Below are 22,633 nucleotides of genomic sequence, written 5' to 3' on the forward strand. Positions count from 1 at the left end.
CCTAGAACATATTATAGAAATCGACCGCCAAGTATTTGGGAGCCACGGGGATTCGTTTATTATCGATAATAAACATGATAACACCCGCAACGAGAAGCGATGCTGCTGCTAAACATCCAAGGCTCGATGTAGGAATATGCATCTCCCTGCGAACCACTTTTTCAATGATATTCATCTCTACGTATTTGGGAACCTCAGGACAGAACCTATCAAGCGGTATGATATAGTCCTCAACTTCTTCAGGAGATGCGTTTGCCGGGAGGCCTATATAATCCTCGAACTTGATACCGTTTGCGTTGAATGCGAACATGGTTGCGCCAAAGCCTATCGCGAAAGCAATAAGTACGGTCTTACCTGCCTCTCTCGAGGCTTTATTCAGCATAACCGATAGATCTGGCCGATTGTATTCTATGGCATCGATTACAATATCCGCACCGTTGAGGAATTCGCCGACATTTTGCTCGGAGATGCCTTCTTCCCAGACTTTTAGATTCAGATGCGGGTTAATCTTCAGTAATTCAGACTCAAACATTAGAGCCTTATTCTGCCCTATGGTCTGCTGATTTGCCAGAAGCTGCCTATTTGCATTGCCGATTTCAAAAAGTTCGGGGTCAGCGATATGTAATGTGCCTATGCCTAACCGGACGAGCCGCTCAGCTGTAATTCCGCCAACACCGCCAACACCCGCTATAGCAACCTTCAAATCTCGCAACCGTTCTTGGTGTTCGGGGATAATAAGCCCTCTATTGCGCTGAACCATCTCATTGTAATTGTGCATATTCTCTCCTTCGCTAAGCGATTCTGTTAATACGTTACATGATTTAGCGATATCGGTTCAAGAAATATGTGAAAATTCCTCAGTTTGCATCAACGACTGCTGTGCGATGGCTTGGGCTATAAGGTATATGTCTCTGTCGAAATATGTATAATATCTAGTGGAGGAATTTACCAATGAAATTGACGAGCAGTTTCTGGCAGAACTATTTTAAAGCATACGATGTCTTGAACATGGTTTATCCATATCAAGTCCACCTCGACACGATCGCAGAATATTGCGGATTGCAGAAAGACGGGCGTGTGCTTGATGCTGGCTGCGGAACCGGCAATTTAAGTTGCAAGTTAGGACGGCATTGTTCTAATGTAATAGGGATCGATAATGTTGAGGCTGCATTAGTTATCTGCCGAAACAAGGTCCCGGATGCAGACTTCATCTTACACGACCTAAACGAGCCTCTTCCATTTACTGATAATTACGTTGATGCAATCGTCTGCAATTTTATTATTCATATATTATCCCCCGGCAGACGGCCTTTTTTGATCCAAGAATTCTACAGAATCCTAAAACCGGGCGGCAAAATCGTTATAAGTAACCCCGGTAAGGATTTTAGCTCGCTGGCTGTTTATAAAGCTCATCTGCGACACGAGCGCGAACGATTCGGGCGGATAATAACCCTGGTAAGAGCTGCAAGGCTCGTATTGCCAACTTTGCGAATGTTTTATTACAGCTCGAAAATTCAGGATAATGCTAAGGGCGGAGACCTCTCCTTCTTCATACCTGGCGAACAACGGCAATTACTTGAGAGAGCCGGTTTCAATACTTCTCCAGAGCAGCTTTCTTATGCTGGCCAAGGTTTGCTTATTGTAGGCAGAAAATAATCCTCTATGATTCAACCGGTGTTTCAACCTGCATGCTGTGGAAATGTTTTATGACATCATCCCTTGATTTTATACCGAGCTTCTTATAGATGCGGTAGAGGTGGTTCTTGACGGTAGCCTCCGAGATAAAGAGATCGCTGGCAATCTGGGCGTTGGTTCTTCCCTGTGCTAAGCAAGAGAGTACCTGCTGTTCTCGCGCTGAAAGTTGTGTTTGATCCAGGGGCGCAGCGGCTATAATCTGTTGTGCTGCTTCGAGCTTTTTATCGACCTGAGTTATGTCGTTCTTAGCATTATCGATTTGTTGAATTATATGGGCAGGATAGCCAAAGAAGAATGCTATTAAGAAAAACCCAATATAGCTTGAAGCAAGAAGATCGAACGTTTGGTCATTAATGATTTCAGACATCAGATGCCCATTTGGCACTATATAAGCGGTATATAAAATACTGACATACAGAGCCGAGAGCAGCCCATATCGCAGACCTAGCGCCAATGAGCTCGTTAGGATACAGGATAACACATATAAGTAATATGGGCTCGTCCAGTGGGCATTAGTAAGCCAAACTAAGGCGGTCGCCATAGTAAGGTCAATAAACACCAACCATGGTGTTCGCTGAACGGCCTTATTTATTTGGCGCCAATAATAAGTGAGAAGCGAACAGTAAATGAATGCGGCTGCTAATACAAGAAGTGAACCTTTGTACGTATTGAAAAGGTACAAAAGCGCAGCTGTAAGTAGCGCAAGCCACCGTATAATTAACGCGTTAAAAATACCTCGTTGCCCTCTAGCCAACTTCACCATTTAACCTCATCGCCGTGCTGAGCGCCTCTTGTTTTGTTGATACCTGTAGCTTCTCATACACTCTCTTAACATAGGTCTTGATCGTGTTGTTAGTAACATCAAGTTCAGATGCAATTTGCTCGTAGGTTAGTCCGTCGAATAATAGCATTAAGACTTGAGACTCACGCTGTGATAAGTTGAATTTTTGCAGTGATGCTTCCAGAAGTTTCCTTGTTTCAATCCAATCGGCTTGAACATTTGCCTTAGTTTTGTTGACCGCTTCTAAGTCTGAAGTCAGTTCAGAGAGGTATGCCATACCATATGCGGTAACGTAGTATGTGAAAATATATATCATTATGGACTGACCGCGTATTTCGAATTGCAAAGGGCTATACCCTAGCATCCAATCGGCTATAGTAATCAGGATGTTTTGGATACTTCCAATAATAAAAGCGCCAGAGTACCGAAAAAGATAACCACCGATGAGCAGCGGGCTAAATGTATAAAGAGAGTAAGGGTTTTTATAAGCGCCCGAACTTAGTTCAAGTACCATCATCAAGGCTACATCAACGAGCATTAGTAATGGATATTTGAGCAGCAGTCTCACTACTTGTGTCCTGAACGCAATAATTAGCACGGTATATACCATGACTGCTGCAAACAGCGGCAGTGACAGATAGCCCAATCCAGTTAAGCCCAGTATTGCCGCATAAACGAGGGTTACAACACGATACATCAGCAGAACAAGGATAATTGTTTGTTCTGCAACTAGTTTATTACGGACTTCATGCATGCATTTTACTCCGAAAAACTTTGTAAAGCATAAATGGTCGATCGGTTATCCATATAGCCAACCTTTATTTTACAGTATTTGCGATTTGCTAAATAGCTTTGAATAATATTCTCTAATAATTATGATTGTTATTTCAATCTTTGGAACTATAAGGGCAAGCAGTAACCTCGTGAAAGTGAACCAGCTAACTATGATGTAGCTTTGGTTTGTGCAACGAAGACGAGCTTTCTAGAGGTGTGGTATAGATATGCCCTGCCCTCTTAAATCCCCGATAGCTTTCGCCATGAGAAATTAGGCCAAAATTGACCATGGGCATACATGGGCATGAAAGGAAAACGTCTTTGAAGAAACAGATCATTATCATGCTAAGAGAAAGCAAAGTATAGTAGGATTGACGAGCGGCGATCAAGTCCCACTTTTTCTGTAAATTCGTTCCCCAGCTAGTGCCCTTACACGGGCACTAGCTTTACCTCCAGTTTTGCCTCGGTCTTCGTCTTGGTTCTCACCGACATATCCAAGTACTTCCGACTTGAGAGCCATTCGTCAGTTTGCTCTGCCGCAAGCGCAGTAATCAATCTTACTGCCGCCGTCTCATTCGGAAAGATCCGCACAACCTTGGTCCTGCGCTTGATCTCCTGGTTGAAGCGCTCAAGCATATTGGTAGTTCTCATGCGTTTTCTATGTTTCTCCGGTAGAGAGAAGCACGCCAGAATATCGTCAGCCGCCTCTTCAAGCATTGTTGTTACGGCCGGATAGCGTTTCTCATAACGCTGCATTATCTCGCTTAAGACTTCGCGTGCCCGCTTACCGTCTGGGCTCTCAAAGACCATGCGCATCTCGGCTCTTAAGCCTGCTCTGTCACTTCTTGCAACTTTAGCGCATAAAGTGACACTGACACCGCTGCCAAATAGCGCCGACGAATTGTTTCTCAGCCGCTTTGACGAGACCTTTGTGTTCGTTGCTTACCACAAACTCAACGCCGGTTAAGCCTCGTTCAGAGAGTGAGCGGAAGAGTTCACGCCAACTGGTCTCGCTCTCGGCGTTGGCGATCTCGACAGCTAGAATCTTTCGAAACCCGTCATCGTTTATACCGGCGACGATTAAAACGCTTTGACTTACCACCCCGCGGGGTGTGCGTACCTTCTCGTATCTGGCATCGATTAGAAGATGCGGGTACGCATCTAATGGGCGCATACGAAATGCAAGCAAATCTTGATCAAGCTGGCCGCAAAGGCGCGACACCTGGCTTTTTGATACCGCACTCCCGCAGAGTTCTTCGGCAATCTTGGTCACGTTTCGAGTCGAGACCCCTTGCACATACATCTCAATAATTGAGAGCACCAATGCTTTCTCACTTCGCTGGTATCGCTCGAAGAGCTTTGTTGAGAAGTTGCCCTCTCGATCCTGGGGCACGGCCAAGGTGATATCGCCGACTCTCGTATGCAGCGTTCTTGGTTTGTAGCCGTTGCGCTCGTCACAGCGCTCATATGGATCGGCAGCCAAGAAATCTGTTATCTCTTCTTCCAGATGCGATTGTAAAAACCTTTCTATGAGCGAGCGCAAGAAATCCTTGTCATTTATCAATGCGTCTTGCAAAATACCGCCACTACTCATACGCTTTTCTTGAGCCATCAAAATTCCTCCTTAGGTTGTTTGGTCACTTCCTAATTTTGAGGAACGATGGCTTGCTTTTCAACTTAGCCCTTTTTACAGAAGTTTAGGGGCTTAATCTCTCAACTCTCACCGGCTGAAACATTTTATTCATGGTAGTAATTACCACGATCAAGACTATGAATATTATCATAACAGCATTACCTAGCTTAACAGTTTTGTTGTCAGATTTATCAAGCGTTCTAATGCTATAGCGGCTAATACGCCAAGCATTGTAAGAACTAGAGGTATTCCTAATGGTGCCAAAGCTGTAAGAAACGAGAGAACAAAAATAATTGTTGTTAGTAGGAACAGAAATGTTTTATTTTTAATCAATTTTCGGTCACCGCAAATTGTAAACGTTCTTTTCGCTTGTAATGCCGGTCCTGCTTGAGCCAATTCTAACGCTAGCTTAAGCCGATCACAACCGTTGAAGATCCTAGGGATATCTAAGATTTAGCAAAAAAACCAAGCTCAGCTATCTAGATAATTTCAGCTGGGAGAAAAACCCCAATTACGAAACCGATACGACGCCGAAGTGGGCTAAGGCAAATGAAGTGCCGTCGTTCGGTCTGACCGAAGCCGTGCCGCTTTATACCTCGATTACCAGCAATCCGGAGGATTTCAAGTACCTGGTCGACCCGGAGCCTTTTATGGACGCGTTTGATAAGGCACTGCAGATGACCGGTAACCTGCTCGGATAAATAGCTTTTTCTTTTCGCTGATGATGCCTAGAAACTAGGCATCATCAGCCTTTTTATACCGGGATTGGCTCTAGGCTTATTGATTACCATGCTTGAGCCTCATAAGCCTTGATATGATTGCATAGGCAATAAAACCAAGTGGGTACAGCACAAGCAAGACAATCAGAACAGCAAGATATCTATTGATATCATATCGAGCAGCATCAAAAAAACCCATACTGCTGAGCCAAACATTGCAATTAAATAGAGTGCTTCCGTAAAACCAATCCCCTGCATACATCACCTCAGACGAATCACGGTATATTTATAGTAATCATAGAACCATAAGTTTGATTGATAAATATGCGTTAAACTACGCAAAAACTCTTGTTCATATTGATAGCCCGAGTAGCCCTCTCGGCCACCATCGGGTCATGCGTCACCATCACTATGGTCGTTCCCTTTTGGTGGATATCTGAGAATAGATCGAGAATTTCATGTGTATTTCTTTGATCTAAGTTGCCTGTAGGCTCATCGGCTAAGATGACTTTCGGCTGGTTGATAAGCGCCCTTGCAATAGCGATTCTTTGTTGCTCTCCACCAGATAGCTCAGACGGATAATGCTTAGCTCTTGCGATCATGCCTACCCGCTCAAGCACAATTTCCGCTCGTTCATAAGCTTCGTTCGGTTTCAGACCTGCAATAAGCAGCGGTGCGGCAATATTTTGCAGAGCGTTGAAACTGGAAATCAAATTAAAGAATTGGTGAACGATACCTATCTCTTTGTTCCTGTAGCTAGCAATGCTGCCCTTACTCAATGCATAGAGATCGGTGTCTCTGAACAGCACCTGTCCCGACGTAGGCCTAAGAAAGCCAGCCATAATATTCAAGATAGAAGTCTTCCCGGAACCAGAAGGCCCCATAATTACCGAGAACTCACCTTCCTGAACTGTAATACCGAGATCGCTGATGATGGGTATAAGTCTCTTGTTTAGTGTGTAGCTTAGGCTTACTGCCTCTAGATTGTATAGCATTGTTAGCTCCTTTATTCGACAACTAATAAGCGCGAGACATCCATTTTCCTAAGCCTATATTTGAGTTGAAAGATAGAGAGCACCAGGCAGCCTAAAATTATTACTGCGACAAAGACCGACATTGACATGCTTGTCTCATTTGGAATATAAAGCCCGAGGTTACCCTGAAGGACGTAAATCCCTAGTGCAATACCTAGAAAGCCTGTTAATGTATTTAGAAGGATTTGCTCAAGAGTAAACATTTTGACGAGCCTGGTTTCAGAAAGGCCGAGCGAAAAAAGGATTGCGAGGTTCTTTTTCCTTCTTTCCATTCGAGAAAACTGTTCGCGTAGAATGAAGATCGCATAGACTAATAACGCGGCCCAAATCGTAGCATATCGAACATTTCTGTTCAGCGTTTGTTCAACTCTTGCCGCACCTTTAGCGTAAGCCTCGGGAACCGGATCGACCAACCACTCGCGTGATTTTGGAATGGACCTGATCATTGCTGCAGCTTGACTGGGCGAATTGCCGCTTAGCTTAATAAAGACATCCGTAAAAACAACGCCATCGGCAGACAAAAGTTTTGTGACTTCCGGGTTGGCTGGGCTGACAAGACCGTTTACTTCGTTCGTTGGAGCGTATATGGCGCTTATTATGCCCGCCCGGTGCACTTTCCGTATGTTGCCAAACCTATCTCCAATTGACTGATCAAAAGCTATCTTGTCGCCAATACCGACGCCAAATCGCTTTGCTGTCATGTAATCTATGCCCCAGGCATCCGCCTTTCTCATAGCTCCTTTTAGTAGTAAACCATCAGAAAAGTAGGTCATTACAATCCGGTTAACCTGCGATGGTTGGTAGTAATAATTAATAATGTTCTGATAAAACGTCTTGCCATTAACATAGACTCTTTCAACCGATCCAGCGTTGAGGCCGGTCAACTCAAAGGCATTGGAACTCAAATTCTGATTAATCAATTGGATATCTTGCTTTGTAAGTGGCCCGTTGATTCTAAGATCATAGCGAGCGTTCTGGAATGTAGCCGTAAACATGTAGTTTACGGCAGGCCACATTGCTGCAAAAAAGAATGCTATAGCTACGATGATCACGATGAAAGCCGATTGTCTAAATGTGGCGTAGAGTCGTTTCTTGTACTCTGCACATAAATAACTCGATAGAAATCTCAATACACCCTACCTCCAAAGATGAGGCACCCAGACGCCAGTCTGGGTGCCTGTCTTAGTCTAGTTCTTAGTTGTTGTTACCCATGCGGGTGATCCGTAGGAAATATCCCAGTTAAGCTCTGTGCTCTGACCGTGACGATGTCTGTATTGGCTTCCATACGCTGTATTTTTCGCTACCGCGCTGAAGTTCAAATAAGCATTCACGGTCGGAGTAATCATCCACCAGCCCGAATAGAAGCGGTACGCCGGACTAACGAAAATGCCCGGGTTGTAATAGCCCCAATTAACGGATGCCGGAACATTATACGATGTGTTGACCGGTTTGTTGAACTGAGTCGCGTTTATCTCAGTAACGAAGTTGGAGCTATAAGGATTCGGGATCACGATCCAACCATACGTCGTCTTAGCCGAGAAATAGATCGTCTGGTTGGTTGAGGGAGTATAATCATTCGCCGTAAATGTGTTTGATATGTTTGACACTGCAAGTGCCGGTATGGCCTGCACCAAAACAAACATAAAAACAGCGGCAAAAATTACCATTGCACGTTTGCGCATAGCACATCCTCCTTTTTAAGATACATTACTCGTGGTAGAATTATCTGTGCCACCTTTTGGTTCGCGCACGAGCCATCTAGCTCGTTTCCAGAGGGTGGCTTTATAACTTCTGACGGTATGGCCCCGCCCACATAGAAACTCTCAATATAACCACCTCCTTCCAGCCATAGCCTTGAAACAATGGCGCTGAGTAGCATCGATGTGCGACTCAACCATACGCAAGACATAAAACCGTTAATTTTAACTATATCTCTTAGGCTGTCGCATAAATCATGCCACCAGTCGTTTGATAGATCGTAAGTTTTCACCGTGCACCTTATTCGTGTAAAGGAGCACGTTATAGGCTAGAATTAACCATTTGAAATGTTCTTTGACATGCGAGAGCTTCTTGAGATAAAAGGGTAGCTCATCTATACGGATTATCTCTTTTAGCTGGGAGAATACCTGCTCGATCACCGCTCTTTTATTGAGAAGAATTCTGCCAAATCGAGAACGGGTACGTCGAAATGCACGTTTTCTCTCACCCTTGGCAAGAAGGACTGCTTTTTCGACTGTTTTAGCTCGCCCGTGGGTTAATACGGGCAACAAGTTTTGGTCCTAACTACCTGCGGCACTACTTGTAGAGTGTGGTAACATCATAGGCTGTGTCCCCGGTCAAATATTTTAGTTTTGAATGTATCTTCGTAGCCTCTTTGAGCATGTATTTTGCCGGGGCAATCTCTTTAGGGGATGCCTTGGTAACGGTGAAGAATAGCGTAGCACCTTTTAGATCACAGGCTACGTGCAATTGATACCCATAAAACATTCCCTTTGAGGAATATCCTCAAGTTAGCATTGGGTTGTAGTTTGGGGTCTGCCTCGATTGCCGAAGAACCGATAAAACAGCAATACCACTTGAAAGATTAGTAGTGATCTTTTTATAAAGCCGATCTCGCAGTCTTCTTAAATCCGAGTCATTCTTTCTTCTTGCAAGCGTTGCTAAATGCGGAATGTTTCCTGGGCCTAGATTGAAAAGACGTGCCCACAGCCTGCAACTATTAAGTCTAAAGTAAAGTCCTCTTAAAGATAATCCCATAATGGATACTAAGACAAGCATGACCGAGATATCAGAATCATTATATCTTTTGGGTCTGCCCCTTCGAGGGATGCAAGGTCTGCCTCGCTTCTCACCCTCTAATTCTGCAACAAGCTCTCGCTAGATTGTCACGATTTTGAATGCAATCTGGTACGGTATGTTCGCCACCTCTTTCTTATGGGTTTTGTTTTGGCGAACACCATCCTACCAGAAGTGAGGTGGCATTTTCTTATGCAACTGTCAAAGACCAATATTTGCGTGACACGATGATATATAGCAAGGCTATTTAATAGTGATATTATCCTTGGGTAAATCTGTATCTAGCGAATCTATAATTACCTTGCCATTTACTGCATGCTCAGTTCCCTTTATCGAGAACTTGTTACCTCGAATATCAAAGCTAAGAACAGGTTGAGCTTGATTTCCTCCAAGGGTAAAGACAACGCTGTTCGGTTCGTTTGGGAGGGTTTCGGCAGCAGGAAGCTTCCAGTCGATATTCTTATGGTTGTTTGCTTTGTCGCCGGCATTATTGAGAAAAGTTCTTAACTGTTGCCGTATACTGTCCTCTCTGGGCATGGCTCCATTTACTGCAGACATACATCCAGTCACACTCAGCATTATTACTATTGAAATAATTGAAAAAGATACGATAATTTTTCTCATGCGACACTTCTCCTTAATGAATGCGTTGCCTATATAGGTCGAATTGAATTCGAACGCAGCTAATAACTGCGGCATGCTTCCAAAGACTTGAGATAATAACTTAGCTCGTATCAGGCAAAGCATTGTTTTCATGAGGTTAGTGCCGATACGTTTCTAAGAGCGGGTTTCTTTAGCTAAGAAGACTAACGTATATGTCTTTAGGAAGCTTAGCTATCGCTTAATCCCCTCTCAGAATACTAAAATATAGTATTCATCTTGAGGGAACAACCCTTAAATACCCTAGGTTACCCTATGTTTTTTGAGAAATATCCAGCTCAGCTAATTCAAAACGATTTGAAACATTACATTTGCGAAAGGCCTTTGAGGCGTGAGACTCAATAGTTTTTATAGATAACTGAAGCTCAACCGCAATAGTCTTGTATGGTAGTCCTTTTTGCAGATACCTAAGCACTTGCTTCTCTCGGCCAGTCAGTTTGGCATGATTGTCGCAACTGGATTTGATGACAGGTTTATCCTCCATCTGATTCTTGTCTTGGTTCAATGATAGCTCCCTCCGATTATTCTCATTTCCGTAGATCGCTTTCTACGATACGTTTACGCTCTGCCTATAATCACCATTACCTGCAAAATTACCTTTTCTGAATTGCAGAGCATGATTGGCATAGGTTTTACACTATACGAATGAGTTGATTTGATGTAATTAGGTTTCAAGTTTCTTAAACGCATGGCAATATCGTGATTTTCAGCTGATGCGCTTCGAAGGTTTGCCAAGCTATCTTAAAATACTATAGGGGCATATTAAGGATGCGCCTGTCACCTATAAGCATCAAAATGAAGGAAGGGTTTGTCACCCATGAGAATCAAGGCCTGTCACCTAAAAGAACTAATGGCTTTATCTAGCTGCCGTTTCGTGGGGATTGGCTGTGGTAGTAAATTACTGCCTCTTCCCGGGAAGAAATCCCGAGTTTTTTGTAGATTCGGTGGAGGTGGCTTTTGACGGTATGTTCGGAGATGAAAAGGTCTTGTGATATTTGCTGATTTGATTTGCCCTTGCTTATATGTGTAAGTATTTCAAATTCTCGGTTCGATAAAACCGGCGGATTTGTGATTGTCGATATAAATGCTTCGGTATCTTGAATTTCTTGTCTTAAGGATGCCGTGTCCTGGCGCAACTTATTGATTCTCTGCACGATGCATGCCGGATACCCCGATATCATGGCTATCGTCATAATGCCCATATAGCTCGTTATTAAGACATCGAAATCTTGATTCTTTATCAGCTCACCAAGTGCGGCTTTATCAAACAGCAACCCGACGTTGAGGAGCGCAATAAAGTAAAGAGTCGAACCTACCACATATCGCATGTTTTTTAGAAAGAACGAACTCAAGAATATGCTTGCAAGTGAATATAAGAAAAAAGGGCTTGAGAAAAACCCGCATGAAAACCAAATAAAAGACGCTGTTACTGTCAGATCGATGAGAAACAGATATCGTCGTGTTTCTATGGCATTTGAGATTCTTCGCCACAAGACAAGCAGCACCAGATTGTAAATGAAAGCAACGATAAGTAATGTAAGCGAAGCCCTGCTTATCTTGATGGATAAAAGAAATACAACGTCGAGAAGCGTCAGTAGACGAACTATTAGTAAATGAAAGAGGCTGACTCGCAGATTAATCAATGGCGTATTCCTCATTCATAACGAGCGAAAGCGCTTCCTGTTTCGATGAAACGCCGAGCTTTGCATATATCCGTTTAAAATAAGTTTTGATAGTGTTCTGCGATACGCCAAGCGCTTTACATATCTCGTCGATATTTCTACCCTCAGCTGCGTGAATAAGCACTTCGATCTCCCGGTTTGAGAGATTTCTGCCGGCAAGAGCTTTCTTGAGTCGTTTCCTTGCCTCCTCAAGTTCGCAGCTGGCTGCAGTTTTATCACGGTCAGCAAGGTCGAGCTTCTTAAGTAAAGAGCCGACATAGGCCATGATAAATGCGACGAGGAAAAAGAACGGCATATATGTAGCGACATGTTCTCCGAAATTTTCGAGGAGTGACATGTCATAATATCCCAGGCGGTAACCAACAAGCCTAAGAACGCTTTCAAGTGAAGCGATCCAGAGTGCACTAAAATAGCCGCCAATAAAGGAGCCCATCATTATCGGGCTAAAGATGTATAGAAAATATGGTGACTTATAAACCCCTGAGTTAACCCAAAGGAAAAGCGATATCAGGATGTCGATCACGATGAGAAACTGCCATTTTCGGAGCACGCCGATAACTGAATCCCAATATTTAAAAAGGATGGTGTTATAGATGAGGGCAAAAATATAAGAAGGAATGGCGAGGTAATGTAGACCTACTATGCCCAAGAAACCTGCATACAACAAGATAAATATCCTGTACCATAAAAGCATTCGCAAAACTGACTGTGCAGGTTGTGTATCCAGCCACGATTTCATTCTATCTCCACTTACATTTGTGGCTCAATGCAAAAATACTTATCGGTATTATAACATGGGAGCCAGCTAGGACCTATTATTCAGTCGTTAGAGCGCTTAACTGCTCTATCTACCTATGGTAACTCTAAATAGGTCATTATGAACTAATTACTTAGAACTTACGAATGCCGAAATCGATATGATGTGTATCATACAAATTTGGACTGCGCTTTACACGTTGAGAAGGAATACCGTTTCGAAGCCCTGCTCAAAGCGTGTTGCTGAAGATTCGTAAACTTACCAATTCTTCGTTGATTGTTACGTACTTACCAAATTTGGTGTGTTTTACATGGTAACATTGTAGCCCTTCACTAACCTAAATGTCCCATAAACGCTGGTAAAAGCATATTTCCAAGCTTCATCTTTAGGAGTATATTTATCTAATCATTGCTAGATGCAAGACATACCGGTTGTCTTGCATCGAAGGATAAGGGCACGGCAAGGAAGTTATGGCAACGCAAACGTTAAAACGGGTTCTCTTAGGGCAACCTATAGCAAACGAACGCGCTCATGAAGAGCGTCTTATAAAAACAATTGCACTTGCGGTATTTTCATCTGATGCTCTGTCTTCGGTTGCATATGCAACCGAAGAGATACTCATTGTTCTCGTTTTGGCCGGCGCCGGAGCGCTCTACCTGTCTTTTCCGGTTGCGATGGCGATTATCGCGCTTCTTACTATACTTACCATCTCATATCGGCAAGTTATCGAGGCGTATCCGGGCGGCGGCGGCGCCTATGTCGTATCGCGTGAAAACTTAGGGCAAAAATTCGCAATAATTGCCGGTTGCTCTTTGCTGATAGACTACACATTGACGGTTGCCGTTAGTGTCGCGTCGAGCGTTGCCAATATAGCCTCCGCGTTTCCCGTGCTTTTACCCCATAAGGTAATGATCGGTGTTTTGTTCATTTTATTGATAGCTCTTACCAATCTTCGCGGGCTTCGCGAAGCCGGCAAAATATTCGCTATACCGACCTATACATACGTGGCTTCGCTGATCTTGCTCATAGGCGTCGGTGTTTACCGATACTTTACCGGCCACACCGTAATCTCGAGCGGAACGATTACGGCAACAACATTTGAGCCGATTACGATTCTTCTCGTTCTAAGAGCATTTGCATCCGGATGTGCTGCGCTTACCGGTGTGGAAGCTATCAGCGACGGCGTGCGGGCATTCAGAAAGCCTGAGGCCAGAAACGCAAAAATTACTCTAGCCTGGATGGCCATCATCCTGGGCGCACTCTTCTTTGGCATTACCGAGCTCGCGCATATGTACCATATTGTGCCGAATCCTCATGAAACCGTGTTATCGCAGCTTTCACGCGGTATATTCGGCACTACGTTCATATATTTCTTCATCCAGGTGGCTATCTCCCTTATCCTGGTGGTCGCGGCCAACACAAGCTTTACCGGTTTTCCGATAGTTGCATCGCTTGTAGCGGCCGACGGCTATATGCCGCGACAACTTACCAACAAAGGCGACAAGCTCGCATTTTCAAACGGTATTTTATCACTGGCGTTTTTCTCGATTGTTTTGATCGTATCGTTTGGCGGCGATACCCATAGGCTGATACCTCTCTATGCGGTCGGCGTTTTTACGAGCTTTACCCTTTCGCAGGCAGGTATGGTTAAGCACTGGCTAACCGAACGAGGTAAAGGTTGGTTTAAGAAAGCGATCATCAATGGCGCAGGAGCGCTTACGACGCTGCTTGTCCTGATCGTCATAGGCTCCACCAAGTTCATGCATGGTGCATGGATTGTAGTTCTTGCCGTACCGCTCTTGTTCTTACTGCTCCTCACGATCAAGAAGCATTACCAGCGTATCGCCGAACAGCTATCGCTGGTTAATCTGAGGCCGCCGAAGCCTGTTCGAAATCACGTTCTCCTCTGCATCGGCGGCGTGCATTGCGGTACGCTGCAAGCCCTTAGATACGCCAAAATGATTGCAAACGACGGCGAGATGAGCGTCCTATATGTGAACACGCAAGATGGTGAACCCACCGATATTCTCAATAAATGGGAAACGCACGGGTTTAGTACGCCAATCGAGGTCATCAAGTCACCCTATCGCGACATTATTGGGCCGCTTATCAATAAAGTTAAGGAGATTAGGCAGGAAGCGCCCGATGACTTTATCACGATCGTCGTACCTGAATTTATCGTCAAGCGGTGGTGGGAACATCTGCTTCATAATCAAACTGCGTTCATTTTGAAGACACGTCTTTTGACAACGCCTAACGTTATTGTTACGAGCGTGCCCTACCAGCTGTCATAGCAGCCGCTCGCAATGCTTAGCCTATTGCTTATTCCTCGTGCTTTCTAGGTTTTGTTGTATAGATCGAAGTACCGGCGGCGTCTCGAAAATATGAGAGCAGCGGGATGAGAATTGCGATCCCAAGCAGGTAACTTCCTAAAACATCCGTTAACCAGTGGGCGCCAACGTACACTCGGCCCAGACCGACCAAAACCGGCTCAAGGAAGAAAAGGCCGGCAACAATATATTTTAAAGAGGTATTCTTCCCTGTTCGCAAAACGAAGTACCCCAACATTCCAAAAAGCAGTAAGTGCTCTAACCCATGTCCTGAGATATAACTAAATGTTGGTCGATGCTCAAATATCTCAACCAGAGGTGCCGTCGGGCGAGGCCGCCCGATAATGTCTTTTATAATGGTTGTGACTATCTCGGATGCAAGCGCCAGCGAAATCAGAAGCCCGAATCGATAGCGTTTCTGGGTTATGAGAATGCCCAAAAGCAGCAGGTAAAGAAGGCGAAACGCGCTGGAGGCGAAGATTGTATTTACATACAACAGCGGTTTTGCCCATGGCTGGGTCTGCAGGTATTGGGAAAACCCTGTATCAATTGAATTCATCTGATGCGTAATCACGTAAGCGGTAAGCGCAATAAACAGCACGAGACAGGCAATTGTGATTGTAAGACCGAGTTTACTCGGAGTTCGCGGTAGATTTTTCATTCGTATCCTCATTCTCATCGGAAGGTTTTTGATCGTCATCTTTGTTGCCGTAAAAATTCTGCCACGTACCTACCGCAAAGAGAAGCATAATTAAAACAGCAACTGCGAGCAGCACGTCTTGAGCGCAAACAGTGGCCGGCTGTAAAGGCGTTGCGTCTTGTGCACGAACGGCAGTCGGTCGTAAAGTCGTTGCCTCCCGGGTATTGGCGGTCGCAATCCCAGCCAGCAGTTTCGGCGCTGTTTGCCCGGTGTTCGTATGCCCAAGCCCGAATTCGATTTCGCTTATACACGAATCTGCATCCGTTGTGCCCCGGTAAACGCTATTTATAGTGAACTTCACCCACGAAGCCTCAATGGGCTTGCTAAGCTTGATGTACTGAACGCGCGGTTGATCGATCAGATCTATTTGTTTGATCGTACCGTTCGAAAATGTCGCGGTTATCTGTTTCGGGCGACTGTTTTGCTTGTAAAGGGCCCGTGTTTTCACGTAACCCGGCAAAATGCGTATCTCCCCTATCTGGGTCGGTTGCTTGAACTCTGCAGTAAGTGTTTGCCCGATGCCGGTTCCCCGAGCGCCTTCAACCCACGCGGTAGTGACGTTGCCGTCGAATGCTTGCGATGCCGGGTAAAACCGCGAACCGATATGAAGCTCGGACGTAGCGGCCACTTTAAGGCCTTTTAAGCCGCCGTTAGTCGTATCACGGAAGAAATTGAATGAAATATCGTCTTTGTTAATTTTCGGTTCAAGGTTGAAAAACGTCCAGGAGAAACCGTCTTCTTGTTTTGTATAACCGCTTGGTTCGATTGTGGATTTCGGCACTGTGTAGTTAACAGATTTACATGCTTTCCTGCCCGGCGTAAAGTCATCCCAGGTGAGGCCGCTTGCGAATGTAACATTTACGTCAGCGCGGCCGATCTTCCCTTTCCAGGTTGCGCCGGTGTGCATGGTGTAACCAAACCAGGTCATGAAGGATTCTTCCAGGGATGCGGTGCCGCCATACGGTGCTAAGTAGCGGTTTACGATGATCCTGACTTGCCCTTCTTTAAACGGTACGTCCTGAATGAACCACCGAGATGTGGTTGAAAAATCATTATAGTTGAGCTGGCCCGGTCCAAGCTTGAGCGTGACGGTTCGTACGGGAAATTCTATATCGTCCACATATGCGCGAAATTGAGTGATTCCAGGATTGCCTTTGCGATCGTAAATATCGGGAAAACCCATTTGAACGGCTTGAGCCTTACCTTCATTCTTAAAGCGATAAGCGCATTCGACTTCTGCGTACCCGGGATGCAGGATGATCGAGACTACTTCGGCTTGCATAGCGATATCGTGGCTGTTTCGCGGCACCGGCGTTTCGGCGACAGCGCCGGCGTATCCATCATCGGCATATGCATAAGCCGGGCAGCATAGTGCGATTACTATGACAATGAGAACTGTAAATCGTTGTAGCATGGGCTCTCCCGCTTACAAAGCATTAAAAAGAATCATATCATAACAAGCGATTACTGTTTGTCTTTCGGGACCAGATGCTGGCGTAGTTTGCATGATATCTTAACCGGAAGCGGCTCATCATCTTCAATCCATTTGCGCATTCTCTCCTGCTCGCGTAGCGCGTCTTTATGCTGCTGTTCGATCAGCGCATCTTCCCCGTTGTTACCATGATTATCATGTGTTTCATCTGAGGGCAGGCGTTTAGGTTCGCTTTCGTTATTCACTGCAGATCACCTGGAATAGTAGTTTGGTTGCTTTATTGCATACCCTTTATTATAGCGGAACCGCGGCTAAAAGTTCGATACCGCCGTGACGGTAAATAAACCCGATTATGCTACAAGTTATACGGCCTTTGTATAGCTGAAAAACAGGAAGAGGTTTTGCAGCCGGCTTGTTGTATACTATAAAAATAAGCGAACCCCGCCCAGGTGAACGTTTAGAAAAAGAGGTATGCCATGCTCGGTCGAACACACGAAATTGCGGCCGTTGGGGCGGTGGTTACGACAGCACTTCTCACCCCGATGGAGCATATTTCTACAGAAACCGCCATTGTGTCGCTTCTGGTCGCGATTATCGGTGGCATTACGCCTGATCTCGATAAACCCGGAAGCAAGATATGGGGAGATGTGCCTGGAGGCGGCTGCCTGTCGCGCATCATTAATCCGGTTTTTATCGGCGGTCACCGGCATATAACTCACTCGTTTATCGGCATGGTTCTGTTTGGCGGCCTGATGCGACTCATCCTTAACGCGCTGCCGCTGGGAGATACTATCGACACCAACATCGTGTTTTGGAGCTTTATAATCGCGTTTGCGTCGCATCTGGTTACAGATATGCTAACCAAAGAAGGCGTCCCGCTGTTGTTTCCTCTACCACTCCATTTAGGATTTCCACCGTTTGAGGCGTTGCGGCTTCGTACCAACGGGTGGGTTGAAAACCTGCTCGTGACACCGGCAATAATATGTGGAGTTATTGCTCTCGGGTATTATCGCAGCGACAATGCTCTCTTGCTTCTTAAGGCACTCGGTTTTCATTAGGTTAAAGCGAGCGGGGCGAGGCTAAAATATATTGGAGAACGCTCTGGTTATAAATCCTTCTCCGAGGCCATTTGCGAGCCACACGTAGAGAATAAAGGCAAAATAGAACAGACCGCTGAAGATAAGCATGCCGGCATGAAGCGATCCCCGAATCCTAAGATTTATAACCATGACGATGCTCGCCAGTATTCCCAGTGCTGCGGCCACAATCGCCGGCTCGGTCAAATGCCATGGGGTGAGAAAGATTCCAAACATCGGCAAGAACGTACTCTGAAATACCATCGCCCCGGTTATATTACCTATTGCTAACGTGTCTTTGTTTTTTCTAACCCAGATCAGGCTATTAAATTTCTCCGGTAGTTCGGTTGCAATCGGCGTTATGAGGAGCGACAAGATAAGCGCCGGTATCGCATAGTATTCCGAGACGGCAACCACTTGTTTAATGAAGAGATCCGCACCGAGAATGATCGCGGAGAGCGCTACCGCAAGCTGTAGGGTAATAAACCGCCAATGTGGCGGCAGCCCCTTTTTGTGAAGATACAGCGGTCGCAAGTCTTCACCTTTTTCACCGCTGTCCTTGATTGTTACGCGAACATAATTGGCGTAAATACCGATAAGGCCTACAGCAAGCGCTATCTTAACCGCACGCATTGGCAAAAGGGCTGCAATCAGCGCTATACCATAGCTCAGCAAAAAATACGACAGGTCTCGTGACATTCCATCGGTGGACGCACGGACCTGGCGGCTCCGTTTGCGGGTTATTGAAAAGATAAAAATACCGATACCGACGACGAACATCGCCAGCGTTGCAAGCATGAACGATGAGCCGATAATCGCGCCGATACCGATACTTTCACCGCTTGCTCCGTTTGCAAAAACAATTGCTATTATCGGGATAATCGTCTCGGGAAGCGCCGTGCCGATTGCCGCGAAAATGCTACCGACGGCGCCTTCCCCCAGATTCAACCTATGACCGAACCACTCAACTCCATTAGTAAAAAGCTCGCTGGCTAAAAGGATAATTATTAAAGAAACAGCAAAAAGCAAGAATGTTACTGCCACGAATACGCTCCAATCACAATAAAAGGGTTTTCTAGATGTAAGCGTTATCATAAAAAGAGACCTTCAATCGTTAACGATTGAAGGTCTCGCAATTGCATACAACTGGTCGTCCGGGCACAAGTGCCGGGTATGTCGATACGACCAACCCGCGATACGGGTAGCTACTCCCCTTCCGGTTCTATGTAATTGTATCGGATATCATAGTGACTGGCAACATGCCTAATCAAGCCGTATCACGCGCTACCGCTATCAGCGCAATATCATCGGATAACCGTCCCCCGGTGCACTCCAAAACCGCATTAAAGATATTCGTAATAGTTGAGTGTGGAGATACCGCGTCCATAATTCGAATTATCTGCAGCAGCCGTTCTTCCCCAAAAAATCCGGAATTGCAGCGGGCTTCGGTGATCCCATCGGTGTAACAAATTATTATGTCACCTTTATCGACATGCACTTCACTGTTGGTATAGTGCATATCGGCAAACGCCCCGATGAGCGGCGATTCGGTCTCCAGGACAACGACGTCCCCGGATTTCCGCTTGATTATCCCGGGTGGATGACCCGCACTGCAATATATGAGCTTACCGGTCTCTATGTCCAAAATACCAAAAAACATCGTAACAAACGAAGTAGGTGTAACCGCCCGGGCGATGACAGGATTTGTTTTCTCGAGGGCCGAAGCAGGCTGGCCGTCCTCATAGGCATATGCTTTAATAGTGCTCTTAACAAGAGACGTCAGAGTTGCCGCTCCAAGACCTTTGCCGGAAACGTCCCCGACTATGATGCCGGCTTTGTTGTGCTCAAGTTCAAATATTTCATAGAAATCGCCCCCTACTTTGGCCGCAATGCTTGCCGAGCGATACAGATGGCTGAAATCTACCCCTGGAATTCGCTCTGGTGTGGTGAGCAGCGCTGCTTGCAGGGTATCCGCAATATTGCGCTCGACGGCGTAGAGCCGGGCGTTTTCAATTGCCAAGGACACGGCTATCGCGAGTTTGTTTGCAAAATCAACCTGGATTTCACTGAAATCAACCTGTTTTGACGTAAATGCGAACCGCAGAACCCCGATAACTTCCTCTCTAACGGTGAGAGGCAAGGCGAGTATAGAGCGTACCCCATGGGCTCGCATGAGGATATTATCAACCCTCGTATCGGTGAACGCATCGCTTATTATAGTCGGGGCTTTCGCCGCAACCACCATCTGAGCCTGCTTTGTCTCTTCAGGTCCGAGAGGCTTTCCGACATGCTCATCTGAAAATCCATAGAGATATCCGATAATCCAGCGGTCCTTTTCATATAACGCGATGCTGGCGCTATCGGCATCAAGCGCCTTGGAAGCATCCACAACCACGAGACGCATAATTTCATCAAAATCGAGTGTTGAGCCGATAACGGCGTTAATAGCATTAAGCGATTCACTTAACTCCCCGGCTGCCCGCTGCTGTTCTTCGACTAATTTTCGTTCGGTGATATCGACAACCGAAATAAAGACTTTTGACAGTGTGTTAGCGTACTCATCGGGGACGAAAAACTTAGATACAACGAATATTGTCTGACCATCCAGCGTCGTATTTGTAACCTCACGCTCAAACGTTGTCTCACCGTTTGCAATAGCGACAAGCTCATCTTTAAACGTTGCAAGCATATCGTTGGTGAATGTGTCGGTTATATTGCGTTCAAGCTCATTTTTATCGGTGGCACGATAAAGTTCGACGGTCGCCCGGTTGGCGTCATTAACCTTTACCAGGCTGGCAACCCTATCTATCTCTTCCGGGTGTGCGCCAAAGTACGATTCAAAATCTGTTATGCCCTGTTGGCGCAGGTCGTCAAGATATGCTTTTATCGCTGAGAAGTCTTCTTCCCAAAGAGATACCGGCGCGTCCTCGAAGAGGCTTCGGTAGCGCGCTTCGCTTTCACGCAGCGCCATCTCGGCATTCTTACGCTTTGCAATATCCGAGAAGGTTACAACTGCACCGGCGATACGCCCTTCCTCCATAATCGGATTGGATGTATACTCGACGAAAAACGGGCTGCCGTCTTTTCGCCAAAATACTTCGGTATCAATATGCACGCCCACGCCCTCCTTGTAGGAGCTGTAAATCGGGCATTGGTATGCCGGATACGGTGTGCCGTTGGGATGCTTATAGTGGAACAGGTCATGTACGTTCTTGCCCAATATCTCATCCTGGGTGTAACCGGTCATTTCAGCTGCCGCCCGGTTTATCAGGTTACAAAGGCCATCTAGGTCGATACCGAATATTCCCTCATCGGTTGAGTCGAGCAACAATTGAATCCGCCTCGAAAGCTCTTCACGCTCTTCTTCGAGAAGCTTGCGGTCGTTAATATCACGGACGACGGCCAGAATTCGCGGTATGCCGCCGATAACCGCACGCTTTAGATTAACCTCAACCCAAAACAAACGACCGAAACGATCTTTTGCCAACCATTCAAAGATCTGGGGCCCTTCCTGGGCGGCACGGCGCACCCACTCTAGGGCTGCTTCAGGTGTAAACGGCGGCACGGCGGAACTGATATCGATTAGACTGAGGCGGCGCAGCTCATGGGTTGGATAACTGTACATTTCAGAAGCTCGCCTATTCACGTCGATAATATCTGCAGTGCTCGTATCGTGCACGAAGATCGCATCGTTTACGGCATCGAAGATCGCGCGGTAATTCGCTTCAGACTGCTTGAGCGCAAGCTCCTGCTTTTTGCGAGTAGTAATATCGAGGGTCACGGTCATTATGCCGGTAATTTTTCCCTCGGCATTGTATAAAGGTGCCGACGAAATGCTAACCGCTATTAACGAACCGTCTTTTCGCTGTCCTTGTACTTCGATCTCTATAACCGTCGTTCCATGCAGGACACGGTCTCGAAGCGCCTTAAACTCGTTACCGCGATTTTCCGAAACGATCGGCAGTTTTCGTCCCAGCACTTCGCCGGCCTGCCAGCCGAACATACGCTCAGCACCCGGATTCCACGCCGTGACGCTGTTGTATAAGTCGGTCGCTATGATGGCCACCGGTGATGCTTCGAAGATTGCGGCAAGGGTTTGATTGGATTCCAGCAGCGACGCCTCTGCTGCACTCTGCTCCGCACCAATATCTTTGAGCAATAGAACAACCCTGTTGCCATCGCCTTTATCATTAAGCAGCGGGAATACGTTTATTACTATATCCCTAGGTACACTGTCCGGCCGAACATAGTGATAATGAAGGTCATAAACGGGGCTTGCCGACTTGATTACCCGTGAAAACGCTTCCCCGATTGCAGATGGCAGTTGATCGGTTTTTGATTCGCCCCGGCCCAGGCTTCTCTGCAGAAAGTCGGTGAGCCTTTGTCCTGTGAAGCCGAAGATTTTCTCTGTGGCTCGGTTAGCAAGAATGATTGTACCGTTCTGATCGAGTATGAGGACACCCTCGGCGATAAAATCGATTATATTCTCAAAGGCATCATTACAAGTTGTGTCTGTCAAAGAATCTCCTCTCGCATGGGGTGCGGTCTTTCACATATTTGCACT

General features: G+C 45.9%; 19 protein-coding genes and 2 pseudogenes. 4 read left to right on the forward strand and 17 right to left on the reverse strand.

Translation table 11 applies throughout. From position 1 onward, the window contains the following. Nucleotide 1 precedes the first annotated feature (1 nt). Nucleotides 2-778, reverse strand: a complete 777-nt coding sequence (locus tag VGK02_04275) for a ThiF family adenylyltransferase (GenBank protein ID HEY3374265.1) — start codon at nucleotides 776-778, stop codon at nucleotides 2-4. Nucleotides 779-951: 173 nt separating this feature from the next. Between VGK02_04275 and VGK02_04280 the strand changes: the two genes are divergently transcribed. Then, on the forward strand, nucleotides 952-1,656 hold the full coding sequence (locus tag VGK02_04280) for a methyltransferase domain-containing protein (protein ID HEY3374266.1): 705 nt from the start codon (nucleotides 952-954) through the stop codon (nucleotides 1,654-1,656). A 4-nt stretch (nucleotides 1,657-1,660) separates the two neighbouring features. On the opposite strand, the gene VGK02_04285 is transcribed toward VGK02_04280, so the two are convergent. The 3 genes and pseudogenes from VGK02_04285 to VGK02_04295 all read right to left on the reverse strand — a co-directional run bounded on the left by VGK02_04285 (nucleotide 1,661) and on the right by VGK02_04295 (nucleotide 4,862). Next, nucleotides 1,661-2,062 (reverse strand): helix-turn-helix transcriptional regulator, encoded by a 402-nt coding sequence (locus VGK02_04285; GenBank protein HEY3374267.1) that lies wholly within the window; start codon nucleotides 2,060-2,062, stop codon nucleotides 1,661-1,663. Between the two features lie 379 nt (nucleotides 2,063-2,441). Then, on the reverse strand, nucleotides 2,442-3,230 hold the full coding sequence (locus VGK02_04290; GenBank protein HEY3374268.1) for a helix-turn-helix transcriptional regulator: 789 nt from the start codon (nucleotides 3,228-3,230) through the stop codon (nucleotides 2,442-2,444). 449 nt (nucleotides 3,231-3,679) lie between these two features. Then, nucleotides 3,680-4,862, reverse strand: a pseudogene (locus tag VGK02_04295) (IS256 family transposase). A gap of 575 nt (nucleotides 4,863-5,437) precedes the next feature. On the opposite strand from VGK02_04295, the gene VGK02_04300 reads away from it, so the two are divergent. Next, a complete protein-coding gene (locus tag VGK02_04300; GenBank protein ID HEY3374269.1) occupies nucleotides 5,438-5,584 on the forward strand; it encodes a hypothetical protein in 147 nt (48 codons plus the stop codon). Nucleotides 5,585-5,931: 347 nt separating this feature from the next. Here the strand turns inward: VGK02_04300 and VGK02_04305 are convergent, their stop codons facing one another. From VGK02_04305 to VGK02_04340, 8 genes and pseudogenes are all read right to left on the reverse strand, one after another. Next, nucleotides 5,932-6,597: an ABC transporter ATP-binding protein gene (locus VGK02_04305; protein ID HEY3374270.1), complete on the reverse strand. Its 666-nt coding sequence runs from the start codon at nucleotides 6,595-6,597 to the stop codon at nucleotides 5,932-5,934. 11 nt (nucleotides 6,598-6,608) lie between these two features. Further along, on the reverse strand, nucleotides 6,609-7,766 hold the full coding sequence (locus VGK02_04310; protein HEY3374271.1) for an FtsX-like permease family protein: 1,158 nt from the start codon (nucleotides 7,764-7,766) through the stop codon (nucleotides 6,609-6,611). A 57-nt stretch (nucleotides 7,767-7,823) separates the two neighbouring features. After that, nucleotides 7,824-8,318, reverse strand: a complete 495-nt coding sequence (locus VGK02_04315) for a hypothetical protein (protein ID HEY3374272.1) — start codon at nucleotides 8,316-8,318, stop codon at nucleotides 7,824-7,826. A gap of 613 nt (nucleotides 8,319-8,931) precedes the next feature. Next, a pseudogene (locus VGK02_04320) lies at nucleotides 8,932-9,126 on the reverse strand (transposase). Between the two features lie 549 nt (nucleotides 9,127-9,675). Then, a complete protein-coding gene (locus VGK02_04325; GenBank protein HEY3374273.1) occupies nucleotides 9,676-10,056 on the reverse strand; it encodes a hypothetical protein in 381 nt (126 codons plus the stop codon). A gap of 289 nt (nucleotides 10,057-10,345) precedes the next feature. Then, nucleotides 10,346-10,597 carry a helix-turn-helix transcriptional regulator gene (locus VGK02_04330; GenBank protein HEY3374274.1) on the reverse strand — a complete coding sequence of 84 codons (252 nt, stop codon included), beginning with the start codon at nucleotides 10,595-10,597 and terminating at the stop codon, nucleotides 10,346-10,348. A gap of 355 nt (nucleotides 10,598-10,952) precedes the next feature. Then, the gene (locus VGK02_04335) at nucleotides 10,953-11,735 is read right to left on the reverse strand and encodes a response regulator transcription factor (GenBank protein ID HEY3374275.1); all 783 of its coding nucleotides are present in this window, start codon (nucleotides 11,733-11,735) and stop codon (nucleotides 10,953-10,955) included. Then, the gene (locus VGK02_04340) at nucleotides 11,728-12,513 is read right to left on the reverse strand and encodes a helix-turn-helix transcriptional regulator (GenBank protein ID HEY3374276.1); all 786 of its coding nucleotides are present in this window, start codon (nucleotides 12,511-12,513) and stop codon (nucleotides 11,728-11,730) included. The genes VGK02_04335 and VGK02_04340 overlap by 8 nt, the downstream gene beginning before the upstream one ends. A 488-nt stretch (nucleotides 12,514-13,001) precedes the next feature. On the opposite strand from VGK02_04340, the gene VGK02_04345 reads away from it, so the two are divergent. After that, nucleotides 13,002-14,825, forward strand: a complete 1,824-nt coding sequence (locus tag VGK02_04345) for an APC family permease (protein ID HEY3374277.1) — start codon at nucleotides 13,002-13,004, stop codon at nucleotides 14,823-14,825. 28 nt (nucleotides 14,826-14,853) lie between these two features. Here the strand turns inward: VGK02_04345 and VGK02_04350 are convergent, their stop codons facing one another. The 3 genes from VGK02_04350 to VGK02_04360 are packed head-to-tail and all read right to left on the reverse strand — an operon-like array spanning nucleotide 14,854 to nucleotide 17,238. Next, nucleotides 14,854-15,522 (reverse strand): phosphatase PAP2 family protein, encoded by a 669-nt coding sequence (locus VGK02_04350; protein HEY3374278.1) that lies wholly within the window; start codon nucleotides 15,520-15,522, stop codon nucleotides 14,854-14,856. Continuing rightward, nucleotides 15,494-16,975: a discoidin domain-containing protein gene (locus tag VGK02_04355; protein ID HEY3374279.1), complete on the reverse strand. Its 1,482-nt coding sequence runs from the start codon at nucleotides 16,973-16,975 to the stop codon at nucleotides 15,494-15,496. The genes VGK02_04350 and VGK02_04355 overlap by 29 nt, the downstream gene beginning before the upstream one ends. A gap of 50 nt (nucleotides 16,976-17,025) precedes the next feature. After that, the gene (locus VGK02_04360; GenBank protein ID HEY3374280.1) at nucleotides 17,026-17,238 is read right to left on the reverse strand and encodes a hypothetical protein; all 213 of its coding nucleotides are present in this window, start codon (nucleotides 17,236-17,238) and stop codon (nucleotides 17,026-17,028) included. Nucleotides 17,239-17,469: 231 nt separating this feature from the next. On the opposite strand from VGK02_04360, the gene VGK02_04365 reads away from it, so the two are divergent. Continuing rightward, complete coding sequence (locus VGK02_04365; GenBank protein HEY3374281.1) at nucleotides 17,470-18,051, forward strand: metal-dependent hydrolase; 582 nt, start codon at nucleotides 17,470-17,472, stop codon at nucleotides 18,049-18,051. Nucleotides 18,052-18,072: 21 nt separating this feature from the next. On the opposite strand, the gene VGK02_04370 is transcribed toward VGK02_04365, so the two are convergent. Together VGK02_04370 and VGK02_04375 are read right to left on the reverse strand one after the other, a co-directional pair. Further along, complete coding sequence (locus VGK02_04370; GenBank protein ID HEY3374282.1) at nucleotides 18,073-19,113, reverse strand: hypothetical protein; 1,041 nt, start codon at nucleotides 19,111-19,113, stop codon at nucleotides 18,073-18,075. 223 nt (nucleotides 19,114-19,336) lie between these two features. Further along, nucleotides 19,337-22,588, reverse strand: coding sequence for a PAS domain S-box protein (locus VGK02_04375; protein ID HEY3374283.1), 3,252 nt, complete (start codon nucleotides 22,586-22,588; stop codon nucleotides 19,337-19,339). Between the last annotated feature and the right edge of the window lie 45 nt (nucleotides 22,589-22,633).

It is taken from the genome of Candidatus Aquicultor sp., from assembly GCA_036504445.1.
Taxonomy (GTDB): Bacteria; Actinomycetota; Aquicultoria; order Aquicultorales; family Aquicultoraceae; genus DASXVE01.

What these genes read in the sequence shown, in the direction of transcription:
- VGK02_04275 (HEY3374265.1), bottom strand. Translation starts at nt 778, where the DNA reads ATGCACAATTACAATGAGATGGTTCAGCGCAATAGAGGGCTTATTATC.
- VGK02_04280 (HEY3374266.1), top strand. Translation starts at nt 952, where the DNA reads ATGAAATTGACGAGCAGTTTCTGGCAGAACTATTTTAAAGCATACGAT.
- VGK02_04285 (HEY3374267.1), bottom strand. Translation starts at nt 2,062, where the DNA reads ATGTCTGAAATCATTAATGACCAAACGTTCGATCTTCTTGCTTCAAGC.
- VGK02_04290 (HEY3374268.1), bottom strand. Translation starts at nt 3,230, where the DNA reads ATGCATGAAGTCCGTAATAAACTAGTTGCAGAACAAACAATTATCCTT.
- VGK02_04305 (HEY3374270.1), bottom strand. Translation starts at nt 6,597, where the DNA reads ATGCTATACAATCTAGAGGCAGTAAGCCTAAGCTACACACTAAACAAG.
- VGK02_04315 (HEY3374272.1), bottom strand. Translation starts at nt 8,318, where the DNA reads ATGCGCAAACGTGCAATGGTAATTTTTGCCGCTGTTTTTATGTTTGTT.
- VGK02_04325 (HEY3374273.1), bottom strand. Translation starts at nt 10,056, where the DNA reads ATGAGAAAAATTATCGTATCTTTTTCAATTATTTCAATAGTAATAATG.
- VGK02_04340 (HEY3374276.1), bottom strand. Translation starts at nt 12,513, where the DNA reads ATGAAATCGTGGCTGGATACACAACCTGCACAGTCAGTTTTGCGAATG.
- VGK02_04345 (HEY3374277.1), top strand. Translation starts at nt 13,002, where the DNA reads ATGGCAACGCAAACGTTAAAACGGGTTCTCTTAGGGCAACCTATAGCA.
- VGK02_04350 (HEY3374278.1), bottom strand. Translation starts at nt 15,522, where the DNA reads ATGAAAAATCTACCGCGAACTCCGAGTAAACTCGGTCTTACAATCACA.
- VGK02_04355 (HEY3374279.1), bottom strand. Translation starts at nt 16,975, where the DNA reads ATGCTACAACGATTTACAGTTCTCATTGTCATAGTAATCGCACTATGC.
- VGK02_04365 (HEY3374281.1), top strand. Translation starts at nt 17,470, where the DNA reads ATGCTCGGTCGAACACACGAAATTGCGGCCGTTGGGGCGGTGGTTACG.